The organism is Peribacillus sp. NPDC096448 (assembly GCF_044762675.1).
Lineage (GTDB): Bacteria > Bacillota > Bacilli > Bacillales > DSM-1321 > Peribacillus > Peribacillus frigoritolerans_B.
The window spans coordinates 399168-411706 of the sequence record NZ_JBIWEU010000003.1; the positions used below are offsets into that span (position 1 = coordinate 399168).

13 protein-coding genes are annotated in these 12539 nt (G+C 42.3%); 2 read left to right on the forward strand and 11 right to left on the reverse strand.

Features of this window, described 5'->3' with window-relative positions; genetic code table 11:
* Window positions 1-328: 328 nt before the first annotated feature.
* The 7 genes from ACIQ0C_RS08175 to ACIQ0C_RS08205 all read right to left on the reverse strand — a co-directional run bounded on the left by ACIQ0C_RS08175 (window position 329) and on the right by ACIQ0C_RS08205 (window position 7279).
* Window positions 329-1174 carry an HAD family hydrolase gene (locus ACIQ0C_RS08175; protein ID WP_403058883.1) on the reverse strand — a complete coding sequence of 282 codons (846 nt, stop codon included), beginning with the start codon at window positions 1172-1174 and terminating at the stop codon, window positions 329-331.
* 119 nt (window positions 1175-1293) lie between these two features.
* The gene (locus ACIQ0C_RS08180; protein ID WP_403058885.1) at window positions 1294-2562 is read right to left on the reverse strand and encodes a PTS ascorbate transporter subunit IIC; all 1269 of its coding nucleotides are present in this window, start codon (window positions 2560-2562) and stop codon (window positions 1294-1296) included.
* A gap of 31 nt (window positions 2563-2593) precedes the next feature.
* The gene (locus ACIQ0C_RS08185) at window positions 2594-2860 is read right to left on the reverse strand and encodes a PTS sugar transporter subunit IIB (protein WP_403058887.1); all 267 of its coding nucleotides are present in this window, start codon (window positions 2858-2860) and stop codon (window positions 2594-2596) included.
* Between the two features lie 17 nt (window positions 2861-2877).
* Entirely contained in the window at window positions 2878-3144 is a 267-nt protein-coding gene (locus ACIQ0C_RS08190; RefSeq protein WP_133350450.1) for a PTS sugar transporter subunit IIB, read from the reverse strand.
* The gene (locus ACIQ0C_RS08195) at window positions 3141-5207 is read right to left on the reverse strand and encodes a BglG family transcription antiterminator (RefSeq protein ID WP_403058889.1); all 2067 of its coding nucleotides are present in this window, start codon (window positions 5205-5207) and stop codon (window positions 3141-3143) included. Before ACIQ0C_RS08195 ends, ACIQ0C_RS08190 begins: the two co-directional genes overlap by 4 nt.
* 698 nt (window positions 5208-5905) lie before the next feature.
* The gene (gene ycaC / locus ACIQ0C_RS08200; protein WP_402838374.1) at window positions 5906-6547 is read right to left on the reverse strand and encodes an isochorismate family cysteine hydrolase YcaC; all 642 of its coding nucleotides are present in this window, start codon (window positions 6545-6547) and stop codon (window positions 5906-5908) included.
* 171 nt (window positions 6548-6718) lie between these two features.
* Window positions 6719-7279 carry an NADPH-dependent FMN reductase gene (locus ACIQ0C_RS08205; RefSeq protein WP_403058891.1) on the reverse strand — a complete coding sequence of 187 codons (561 nt, stop codon included), beginning with the start codon at window positions 7277-7279 and terminating at the stop codon, window positions 6719-6721.
* 251 nt (window positions 7280-7530) lie between these two features.
* On the opposite strand from ACIQ0C_RS08205, the gene ACIQ0C_RS08210 reads away from it, so the two are divergent.
* Entirely contained in the window at window positions 7531-8622 is a 1092-nt protein-coding gene (locus ACIQ0C_RS08210) for a low temperature requirement protein A (RefSeq protein ID WP_403058893.1), read from the forward strand.
* A 132-nt stretch (window positions 8623-8754) separates the two neighbouring features.
* Window positions 8755-9198, forward strand: coding sequence for a MarR family winged helix-turn-helix transcriptional regulator (locus tag ACIQ0C_RS08215; protein ID WP_403058895.1), 444 nt, complete (start codon window positions 8755-8757; stop codon window positions 9196-9198).
* Between the two features lie 49 nt (window positions 9199-9247).
* On the opposite strand, the gene ACIQ0C_RS08220 is transcribed toward ACIQ0C_RS08215, so the two are convergent.
* The 4 genes from ACIQ0C_RS08220 to cstA form a co-directional block, all read right to left on the reverse strand.
* Window positions 9248-9685: an MFS transporter gene (locus tag ACIQ0C_RS08220; protein ID WP_403058897.1), complete on the reverse strand. Its 438-nt coding sequence runs from the start codon at window positions 9683-9685 to the stop codon at window positions 9248-9250.
* A 47-nt stretch (window positions 9686-9732) separates the two neighbouring features.
* Window positions 9733-10137: a hypothetical protein gene (locus ACIQ0C_RS08225; protein ID WP_403058899.1), complete on the reverse strand. Its 405-nt coding sequence runs from the start codon at window positions 10135-10137 to the stop codon at window positions 9733-9735.
* Between the two features lie 282 nt (window positions 10138-10419).
* A complete protein-coding gene (locus ACIQ0C_RS08230) occupies window positions 10420-10575 on the reverse strand; it encodes a DUF1540 domain-containing protein (protein ID WP_065421101.1) in 156 nt (51 codons plus the stop codon).
* A 143-nt stretch (window positions 10576-10718) separates the two neighbouring features.
* Window positions 10719-12512 carry a carbon starvation protein CstA gene (gene cstA, locus ACIQ0C_RS08235; RefSeq protein ID WP_403058901.1) on the reverse strand — a complete coding sequence of 598 codons (1794 nt, stop codon included), beginning with the start codon at window positions 12510-12512 and terminating at the stop codon, window positions 10719-10721.
* Between the last annotated feature and the right edge of the window lie 27 nt (window positions 12513-12539).

Consider the following 12539-nt stretch of genomic DNA (forward strand, 5'->3'; position numbering starts at 1 on the left):
TTGTGAATAAAAATCATTATGGCCATTAAAACAATATGCATGCATTTAAATGATAACGTGAAGTACGGCAAGTCTTGAAGTAGACTTGGAAACTCAGTTAGAAATGTTTTAAGGTGCGGCAACGAAATGTTTGGATAACTGCCTTCAGACCTCACCATAATAAAAAAGCAAACCCGTTTAGGTCTGCTCTTGCTTGTTTCAAAGAATTATTTCTATTAATCAGATTAAAAAAAGGAGCTTCTAATGAAGAATTTCCTCTTGAAGAGATGTCATTCAATAATTCCTATAGAAAAAAGAGCCCATCTCTAAAGATAGGGCTTCCGTTCAATTAGTGAAACTTCCCCTTCAAAAAGCGGTACAGTCCATCTTCACGATATGAATACTCCGTCACTTCATCGGCTTGTTCTTTGACCAGGTCAGTGGCGTTTTTCATGGCAACGCAATGTCCGGCTAGTTTAAATAGCGGGAGGTCATTTTCGCCATCGCCTACTGCCAGGATATTTTCGGGTGCTAGCTGAAAATGTTTCAGCAGCAGTTGAACGCCTGTTGCTTTTGTGATGCCTTCCACGGTCACTTCTACATTATGATGGGTGGAGGAAGCTGTGGTAAAGGCATTGTACTGCTTGATTTTCCCCAACTCCGCTTTCCATTTTCGAATCGTATTCATCTCATTGCTGAAAAAGTAGATTTTGGCGACGCTGCTTATATCCAGTTGTTCTGACCATCTTATTTTGTCTTCGACTGCATCCTGTCTTGATAGCCATTCATTTTCATCGACTGTCTCGGGTTTTGGTATCAAACCTTGTTTAACCATATAGTCTTTATCTTTAAGTAATGCCATCCGTGTTCCTTCGTTCGGATGAACTTCGTAAAAAATCTCTTCCGCTCCTGCTTTGGCGACCAACTCTTCAAAAAGTTCCGTCGACAGGGCGTGTTCGACAATCTGTTTCTTTCCGATGAATACGGACATTCCATTGGCGGTCACCATTCCATCAGCCTCCATGCCGGCCGGCAAAACGTCCCTCACTTCTTCCAGCGTTCTTCCTGTTGCAATGAAAATCAGCTTACCGCTTTCCCTAAGTTCGCCTATGTATTGTTCCAGCGTCTCATTCACAGTATTTCTTTCGTTCAATGTCGTGCCATCCAAATCGAGCACAATTGCTTTGTTGGTCATGCCAATCACCTCAAAAATCAGAATGATGATGAAAATGCCAACAGCCCATTATCTATAAGATCTTAGGCTGTTGGTTTCATTCATATATTTTTATTTCTGTACCTTATCAGTATAACAGTTTAGGATAATCCTAAAAGTTTCATGACACTTAGGATCAATAGACCTACCACACCGAAGTCCGAATCACCAAATGTGGTGCCTTCAAACCCTACATCCCCCAAGAAGACAAGGAGTATAGCCGGCAGGAAACTAATGATGAGTCCGTTGGCAAACGATCCAAGCATCGCTCCGCGTCTGCCCCCTGTGGCATTTCCGAAAACACCTGCTGCAGCGCCGGTGAAGAAATGCGGTACGAGCCCCGGAACTATTACTTTCAGTCCAAGTACCGGAAGGAGGAACATGGATAATAATCCAGCCAAGAAACTGAATAGGAACCCGATGATCACTGCATTTGGAGCGAATGGAAAGATGGTCGGACAGTCCAATGCAGGTTTTGTATTCGGCGCCACTTTATCGGCAATCCCTTTGAATGCAGGGACGATTTCAGCAATTAACATCCGTACCCCTGCAAGGATGATGTAAACTCCTGCAGCAAATGTTATCGCTTGGATGAAAGAGAATACGATGAAGTTAGAACCGCCGGATAATTCCGTTTCGATATAGTTCTGTCCGGCAAACAATGCGACGATCACGAAGAACATCGTCATCGTAAGCGATACAGCGACCGATGTGTCCCTCAGGAATCCTAAAGACTTGGGAACCTTGATTTGCTCTGTCGTTTTTTCCTTATTTCCAAACCATTTTCCCACAGTCGCGGATACAAAATATCCAATTGTCCCGAAATGGCCGATGGCAAAATCATCGCTGCCGGTAATCTTCCGTACGTATGGCTGAAGGAGGGCTGGGAACATCACCATGCATACTCCTAATAGAATGGAGCCGACCAAGATAAGCGGAAATCCGCTGAGCCCGCCGACGGACAGGGTGACTGCAAGTAAACAAGCCATGAATAATGTATGGTGTCCCGTTAAAAATATATATTTAAATGGCGTGAAACGAGCTAGCAAAACATTGACAACCATCCCAAATACCATGATGAGTGCAGTCGAAGTCCCAAAATCACCTTGGGCGGCTGCGACAATGGCCTCGTTATTCGGTATGACGCCTTGTACGTTGAATGCATGATCGAACATTTTACTGAATATATCAAGGGCGCCAATGAGCACGGCCGCTCCCGCTCCGATGATTATGAAGCCCATGACGGTTTTTAGCGTTCCGGATACAACATCCGCACTGGATTTCCGCTGTAACAGCAATCCAATGAGGGCAAACAGCCCCACAAGTATGGAAGGTGTACCCAAGATGTCATTCATGATAAGTTCCAGCATTGCCTCTCCCCCTCTTCTTTATGTTTTCTTCTTATAGATGTGAAGCCAATTTCGATGTGATTTCAGGAATGCTCATCATGTTTTCCAGTGTGACGATCGTACGGGTTCCATCATCCAGCTGACCGACGATATCCGCCGCTCCCAGGAAAATATCAGCCTGAACCGTTTTTGCGGATGTCAGATCCGTATGATCCACCTCGGCTGCCTTACCCATTTCCGTCAACGCTTTCTTCACATTCATCTCCATGATGAAACTGCTTCCCAATCCGTTTCCGCATACTACCATGATTTTCTTCATATCAATCTCTCCTTTTTTTATCCTACGTGTGTTTCCAATTTAGATTTTATTTCAGGGATGCTCATCATGTTCTCCAGTGTGACGATCGTACGGGTTCCATCATCCAGCTGACCGACAATATCCGCCGCTCCCAGGAAAATATCAGCCTGAACCGTTTTTGCGGATGCCAGATCCGTATGATCCACCTCGGCCGTCTTCCCCATTTCCGTCAATGCTTTCTTCACATTCATCTCCATGATGAAACTGCTTCCCAATCCGTTTCCGCATACTACCATGATTTTCATTCCGCTTCCTCCTTCGAATATTTATGTACGTACTCCATAAGGACCGATTTATCTGAAGTGCTTAATATTTCTTCTATATTGGCTGGTTCATTCAATAATTGAGTGAGCTGGATCAATGCCCGCAGATGCGAATCGTTATCTACGGCCGCCAAAATGATAATCAGGCGAACCGGTTTATCCGGCGCAAAGTCCACCGCTTCATCCAATTTCAGCAAACTCATGGATAAAGACCTGACCCCCTGCTCCGGACGTGCATGGGGAATCGCCACTCCTGGCGTTATCACTACATATGGTCCATTCGTTTCTATCGCCTCGATCATGGCATCCACATATCGTTCTTCTACGGTACCTAAGTCCACGAGAGGCTTGGCCGCAACTTGAATGGCTTCTTTCCAATCGGAAACTTGCTGCTGTAATTGAATCGTTTGCATATTGAGCAGTTCTTCTAACACGGGCTTCTCCGCCTCCTTTAAAGAAAATTGGGTTATTTTTGGTGTATGGGTATACACATTCGACTTCAAAGCCTTTTCAAGCTGATCCTCTTCATGGATGGTTGCATACTTGGAAATGATCTTTAATAAAGCTGCAACATCCACACTTTCCGTCGTATATCCATACAATTCCTGCATGACCTGCTGGCGCAATGTATGTTTGTCCTGCATTTCCAAAATGGGCGGTACAACGAATAATGCCGCTTTTGTTCTCATATGCACCGTCGAGAAAACAAGATCGTACGACAATGGGTATTCAGCCGCATTTCTAACGGACAGAACATCCAGGAATAAAATATCGGGAAATAATTCCCTCAATGTATAAATGAGGATATTGCTGATGCCAATACCATTCGGGCATACGACAATCGCCCGTTTTCGATCATCCAATGTGGTCCCTTGCCTGCGCAGCCATCCGCCAAAATAGATCGTGAAGTATGCCACTTCCTCTTCTGATACTGGACAGCCAATCTCTCTCTCCAACACCCAAAGGGATTTTTTCGTCAAATGATGCAGTTCGGGATATACCTTCTGCACCCGTCCCGTCATCGGATTCATTTGCGGGAGACCATACCGCAGTCGATGATATGCTGGTTTAAAATGAACGTATAATTGTTGGCATAGCTGCTCCTTGTCTTTCAGGTGAACAAATGCCAGCCTCTCGAACTCTTCCACGATTTCCTGCAAAAGGTGTTGAATGACTTCATCATCCTTAAGGGGGGAAATATCCTTCGTTCGATTCATGCTCAGTAAATGTAAGGTTGCGTATAAGTTTTCCGTTTCGCTCCATTTTGATTGAAAGGCATTCGTGCTGGTCATTTCCTCAACCAGTTTGTATTCTTCCGTCGCAACAAACGGCGCCCAGCTCTGGTCGGCCTGTAACTCTTCCCCTTTTCCTATGAGCTGATCTGTACATAGAAATAAATAGCTCAGTTCATGAAGCCGTTCATCCGTAAAGGTGATGCCCAATTTACGTTCGGCCCTTTCAAGCTGTAACCGGATCGAGCTGATTTGCTTTTCATGATTTCCCCATATGCACTCCATGATCCATTCACTATTGGGACTGTTCAGTACATCATGCACGAGGCGTTCAATGATATACCTCTTTACTCGGCTTTCCCCAATCACGACGTAGCCATCTTGTTTGGAATACTGGATCTTGAGCGGAATGTCCCTGTTTTTCTCTTTAAGTCTTTTTAAATCCTTCAGCACCGTATTTCGCGAAAGCCCGGTGATCGTCTGGAAATGATAGACGGACAACTCCTCTGGGCTTAACAGGATCATGAGGTAAAAAACTTTTTCCCTATCTGTCTCTGAAAATATATAATTGCGTTTTGTCAGTTTTACATTCAATTCTTCATCCCTGATCGTTTCAGAAAAGGAGTAGCCCATTTCGCGATTATATTGAATCGGTTGATATCCATGAAATTGGAGCCAGTCATTCGCTTTGCTCAGACCATATTGAATTTGCCTTCTCGTCAGACCTGTTTGGGCTTCAAGTTCTTTCATTTTTGAAATGGGCGAATGCTGTAATAGTTTCAGTAAATTGGCGCTTCTTTCATCTAAAAACATTCTCAATCCCTCTCCCTGCTTCTACGATATCTCACTTCTTATTAAAAATGTATCGTTTCTAAGTCCGAATGTTGTCATAGGTACTGCACAATAATATACTCTATAAACATTTGTGCACAATACTGCATGTAATCAATTTTCCATACAGACTATATTTAGAAGGGATGTACTTTATACAGTTTGGAGCCGAAGTGAGGTCATGAGGCCAAGGTATAAAAGGGATTCGAAGATGTAGCTGAGGTTTCGAATGATGATGCGTTTTAAAGGGGCTAAACTTATCTTTCATCAAATCAAAATGAAAGGGAAATCCACGTTCATTTTTTAAAGAACCTCAAAAAGAAGTTCTAGTTTGATTTCAGAAATCCGATCCCTTTCCGCCGACTGTCTGCCCAGCCGCATCAAAGCAAGCGTCTGTGAGGTCTCGGCTAGCCAGTTATTCGGCAGGAGTGTCGCATATTTCTTCAATCCAATATGGTTTCGTCCCATATAAAACTATAAAAAAATCATGAAGGATAACGAAGTTTTGTTTTAAAAGATTGGAACAGGAGTGCGAGACTCCTGCGGGAAAAGCAAGTGCCTGGAGCGGACAAATTGTACCCATACTAAAAAACTGTAGGCAAACTCGATTTTCATCGAGCTTGCCTACAGTACGAGAGGGGACAAATGTCCCCTCCTTTATTCAATCGGTGCGTTTTTCTTTAGATCTGCTTGCTGAAATCGCGCTGAGCGCCTCTATAGCTTCCGATTATATTTTGATAACCTGGAAGCTGGCTGGATAGTAAAGCACCAAACCCTTCAACGTCATTGCGCCAATCACGTTGTAATTCGCACGCTACGCTAAACCAGTTCATAAGCTGTACACCGCCATGGGCCATACGCGATAATGCTGCATCAGCTACTTGTTTGCTGACTGTTCCAGAAGCATCAGTTACGGCAAATACTTCATAACCAGCGTTCAAAGCGGAAAGTGCCGGGAAAGCAACGCAGACATCTGTAACCACGCCGGCGATGATAAGTTGTTTTTTTCCAGTTTCTTCGATTGCTTTAACAAAGTCTTCATTATCCCATGCGTTAATTTGTCCAGGCCGAGCTATTTTTGGTGCGTGAGGAAAAAGTTCTTCCAATTCTTGCATGAGCGGTCCGTTTGGTCCGTTTTCAAAGCTTGTCGTTAAAATGACTGGTAAATCAAAAAACTTAGCGGTGTTGGCCAGGGCCATGACATTGTTTTTGAATTCATCAACACCATAATCACGCACTAGCCCGGAAATAAGACCGGTTTGATGATCCACCAGAAGAACGGCAGCATCATCTTTGGAAAGACGGGAATAGAGATCAGACATTTTTAAAGTCCTCCTTTTATTAAAAGCTATCGAAGAAAGTTCATATGTAGGGAAATCCCCCAACCCCTTCGTTGGTTCCAATCAGTTTACAACTTAACTGACTGTTGTTATAAGTTTATCTATAAACTTATAACCTGTCAATCATATATAATAAGAATCATTGATTATTGATTAATCTATAACTGGAGTGTGATCGATCCAATGAATGAATTGCTGTAAATACCGCGCAAGATAACGTTTTGTTTGATCGTCAGTAAGCACTTTCCGATCAGAATCAATCTTCGTATGTACTTGGGAAATCAGCATTTTTTGAAATGGAAGAACATGTACTTGCATGGCTTCCAGTACTTGCCTGATTTGCATTTGAGCAAATGCAGTACCCATTCCACCAGGAGTAGCTCCAATCAGGCCAACTGGTTTTTTAGTAAGAACGGCGGACTCCCGAGGCCTTGATGCCCAGTCCAATGCATTTTTCAATACGCCCGGTATTCCGGAATTGTACTCTGGACTTACGATAATGATACCGTCAACATCCTGGATGGCGGATTTAAATGATGTCACTGTTTCAGGAACCCCACTTATTTCCAAGTCTTCGTTAAACAACGGAAGATCATTAATTTCGATCCAGCGAAATTGATACGAATCAACCATATCTGTCAATGATTGAGCAATGATTCGATTATAAGAATTTTCCCGTAAACTGCCGCAAATAAGGCCGATGGTTCTGGTCATCTACTTCCCTCCCTGTTTGAAATCATCTCCTATAGTACCATAATATGCCAAAAATAAAATAGTGACGTTATTCCTAATTACACGCTTGTATTTACTAAATTTGGCTTAACTTAATATTGGGTTAAAAGAACTTCATATAATGGATCATGAATTCTAAATAACATGCTCTAAAGTTATATTGGATCGCCCTTCCATTTTCGGAATATTTCCAACATACTATAAACTATAAGGCGATTGGGGGAAGTGCAGAAATGGATGAAAAGAAAGTAACATGGTTAGAGCTCTTTTATGATTTGTTATTTGTGGCGGCCGTTGCGGGCGCCACTCATGTTTTACTGCATGTTGAAGATGGATATATCCATCCAGAGTATTTATTAAAGTTCGTGTTGATCTTTATTCCTATCTGGTGGGCATGGGTGGGGCAAACCATATTTATTAACCGGTTTGGAAAGGATGTCTTTCATCAACGACTATTTTTGATATTGCAAATGTTTTTTGTCCTAATCATGACCTCAAGCTTATCCGTTGATTTTGATCCTTATTATCTTTCTTTTTTAATTGGTTATATTGGATTGAGAGCCGTTACTGCTATCCAATATCTTGTTGTACAGCGGATAGAAGAAGGGGTTCGAAAAAAGGCAGCACTCTTTTTGGGAAGGTATTTTTGGATTGGAATCGTCATTTCATTATTCTCCGTCCTTTTTGATTCTTGGCTTCGTTATGCTGTGTTGTATTTGGGCATCCTGGTCGATATCATTGTCCCGATCCTTGGAAGAAAGTGCTTAGAAAAGGTTCCTACAAATACGGCCCACTTGTTGGAGCGCTTTGGTCTATTTACCATCATTCTCTTTGGGGAAGCTCTTGTCAGCACGCTTGCGGTCATTCAACCTAAACAAGGAAATTGGGATTCGATAGCCTTTTCCATCATTTCATTTGCCCTGATAATAGCCATGTGGTGGCAATATTTCGATAACATGGAGAAGAAAGTCGACAAGTCTGTACAATCTTCCGGCCAAATCATCATTTACGGTCATCTGTTTATTTTAATGTCTATAAGCATGATTGCAGCAGCCATCAGATTATTGTTTTTACATGAAGTCCATTATTCATTTATCCTATATTTTGTTTTCGGTTCCGTATTGCTCTATTTCATGTCAACCACGTTTGTTTTCCACCAATATAGACATAAGCACATGCAGTTGCAAATATATCATTTAGGGTTATTTTTAGGGATTTTAGCAGTCTTTTTTATTTTTAATTTGTTTGTCGGGGTACCAAATATTGTGATAATAGCCGAATTAACATTATTCTTTATCATTTATGCCAAACTAACGACTACATGATAAAGGAATCAAAGAAACCAGTATCAAATGATAATACTGGTTTCTTCGTATGAAGCTGGAAGTTTTTGCATTTGACACGCAATTGGTTTATTCATAAACTGATTGGAACAAAGAAAGTATGAGGTGACATTCATGAAAGAAAACACAACGAATCCCTTCGCATCTAATAATGAGGAAAGACTAGGTTTAATGTTATGGTTCCGAATAACACGAATATATAACCAGAGTATCCGGGAATCCAATCAACATTTAAAGAAATGGAATCTATCGGCAGCCCAATTCGATATCTTGGTTCAAGTGGGTTCCCATGAACGATTGTCTCAGCAAGAACTGGCAAACAAGCTTTTTGTGACGAAAGGCAATATCACTCAACTATTAAGGAAAATGGAAGAGTTGGGATTGATTAAACGGGAGCAGGAATGGAAGACAAAGTACCTTTCATTGACTGAGGAAGGAAAAGAGTTTTTTCATGAAGTCGTTCCAAAACAAGAGCATTTTCAGGCATCACAGTTTGCCAACTTGAATGAGACGGAAAAACAGCAGCTTTTAGATTTACTTAGTAAAGTTCAAAAATAATAAAAACAGATCACCCCCGTTTGAATGGTGATCTGTTTTTTTATCTTTGTTACTTCGGTTTTTTCATGAACAATGAAGGCACCACATTCACGATGGCGAAAATCAAACTAATTTTGAATACAAGTGATGAACCAGAGGCTGCAGCTGCCGGTAAATCATTTGCCACATCAGTCAAGTAGCCATTTTGCTTCGCAGAGAATAGCGAAACCATGACCGCTATCCCAATTGCCCCTGATACTTGTTGAGATGTTTGGGTAATCGCAATGCCATCCGGATAGTGTTTTGGCAATGTATTCGTTTGTACTGAAGCGAGTACCATGCCAATGCCGAGCATCATCAGCCCAGTGGCGAGCGCAGATACCAATAACGCCATTTGCATATACATTGGTAACACAACCAGCATCGATAACATGTTAAGGAACATAATCATGTTCATCGCAAGACCTAGCATAAATAACGGGTATTTAAATGCTATTAAATTCAACATTGGGTTTTCCATCTTCGTTTGACGGATTGCACAGAGAATCAGGGCGATCAATCACCCTCAATTGGAATCCATGCTAATCCCAATCGGTGATGGGCTGACCCTTTCAAAAGTAATCGATCTAACTCACGAGTAAACTGCTCAATTTCACGAGTAAAGTGTTGAAACTCACGAGTAAACTGCCCTAACTCACGAGTAAACTGCCCAAACTCACGAGTAAAACTGCTTAATTCACGAGTAAAACTGCTTAATTCACGAGTAAAGTGTTGAAACTCTCGAGGATATCGATCAAATTCACTTTTATATTGCCCAGACTTGAGTTTATCGCTCAATCTCTCGAGTAATTTGCGAATTCCCGAGTAAAACTGCCCAAACTCACGAGTAAACTGCTGAAACTCTCGAGGATATCGATCTAACTCACGTTTATATTGCCCAAATTTGAGTTTATCGCTCAATCTCTCGAGTAATGTGCGAATTCACGAGTAAACTGCCCAATTTTACGAGTAAAGTGCTGAAACTCTCGAGGATATCGATCAAATTCACGTGGATATCAACCAAACTTTCGTTTATATCGTTCAAACTTTCATATATATCGCTCAAACTCACGATTTTATCGCCCAAATATCCTTTTCATGAAGAAAATTAAAATGAATTTCTATATTCTTGAATGAAAATGATTTTTATTATCAATAATAAAATGAAAGAAGGGTAACCAGTTGATGGTTACCCCCGATGTTTTAAATTTCTGGATCAAATGTTTTGCAATCCGTTTCTTTGCTATTTGATGCTTGTTTCCCTTTATGGCTGACAACATAAATAGCATCTGCACTACATTTATTTCCAGAATCCCAATATTTACAATTATTCACTTCACATAGAACATCTTTTGCCATCTTATCACACCTCCTCATTTGCTATCATTAACAAAGTTGGGGTTATTGATACTTTCCTTTTTCAGGTTTTGGTATCTTAATTTTAATTGGGGGCATTGCAACGAACAAAAATCCGGGCAGCTTCCGCCCGGATTTTTTTATGTTTATGCTGATCTTTTCAATAGTTCTGCTTGAGGGATTTTCCAAAGCTCCCGCCATTTTTTCAAGGCGGCAACCAGAATGATCAAGCCTAGGATTAACATGGTGATCGATAATATTCCGTTCAAGATGCTGAATCCTGCAGAGGCCGGGTTCAGGTAAACGTTTTTCACCATCCAGTACCCTGCTACATTAACTGTTACATATAAGTAGGCAAGGGGTACGAGGCATGTCCACATATACCAGCGCTTGTCGGCGATTTTCAAGACGACGGTCGCACCGATAATGAGTCCAATCGAAGCCATGAGCTGGTTGGATACGCCAAAGAGTGCCCAGATCGAACCGATGTCCCCAGAGTAAAGTAGATATCCCCAGATAAAGCAGGCTAACGCGCTGGCGAAGATGTTCCCCGGCAGCCAATCGACTCGTTTTAATGGTTTATAGAACTCCCCGAAGAAGTCCTGGATTAAGTAACGGGCAACACGTGTCCCTGAATCGATTGCGGTTAATATGAACACCGCCTCGAACATGATGACGAATTGGAAGAAAAACGAAGCCAGTTTGTCAAAGAAGGGTATTTCGGTGAAAATATAGGTCATGCCGACAGCAAGTGTAACTGCCCCGCCTGTCCGTCCTTCCAGATTAATGCCGATTTCTTCACTGAGTTCGTCAAGGTGTACGGTTTCCATACCCAATGTTTGAAATACTTCAGGTGTGGAGTTAATCGCAAAATAATCTCCTGGCTGCAGCGAAACCGCAGCAATCAATGCCATGATGGCAACGACACATTCCACAAGCATCGCTCCGAAACCAACGGATTTGATATCACTCCAACGGTTTAACATTTTTGGAGTTGTCCCAGAACCGACAAATGCATGGAATCCTGAAATCGCCCCACAGGCGATGGTTATTGAAATGAATGGCCAAACAGGACCGGCTACAATCGGGCCACCGCCATTAATGAATTCGGTAAACGCAGGAAACTGGATTTCTGGATTCACTACGAAAACGCCGATAATCAATGCGGCAAATACACCGATTTTCATAAATGTACTCAAGTAATCACGAGGTGCCAGCAGCAGCCAAACAGGCAATGCGGCAGCGAAGAAAGCATAGATCGGCAAAATGATGGCAAGTGTGCTCGCTTCAAGTGTCAATAAGTCGCCAAATGCCGTTCCTTGAATGTTCGGACCAAGTAAAATTGCGGCCATGATGAGCCCGAACCCGACGATGGTCGCCCCTTTCAGGTTGCCGGTTTTTTTATGGTAAAGCCCTACACCCATGGCGATCGGAATGGTGATCCCGACAGCAAAAGTCCCCCATGGATTATTTTCCAAAGCATGCAGAACGACCATTGAAAGTCCTGCCATCGTGATCGTGATGATAAAAAGCATCGCTAGTCCTGTACAGAATCCTGCTACAGGTCCAAGTTCTTCTTTCGCAACTTCCGAAAGGGATTTCCCGTCTTTGCGCATCGAGGCAAAAAGCACGACGGCATCATGGACGGCTCCCCCGATTACAGCCCCGATTAAAAGCCATAATAAACTTGGCAAATACCCGAATTGTGCAGCAAGGATCGGCCCCACCAAAGGACCAGCCGCTGCAATGGCTGCAAAATGGTGGCCGAATGCCACCCATTTATTTGTTGGAACATAATCTTTTCCATCTTCTAATTTATGGGCCGGAGTCGGCTTGGAATCATCAAGTTTTAATACTTTGAGTGCTATGAATGTCCCGTATAAACGGTAGGCAATCATTAATATACAAATGGAGCCTATGACAATTGTAACCGCATTCATATTTGAACCCCCTCTATTACTTACATC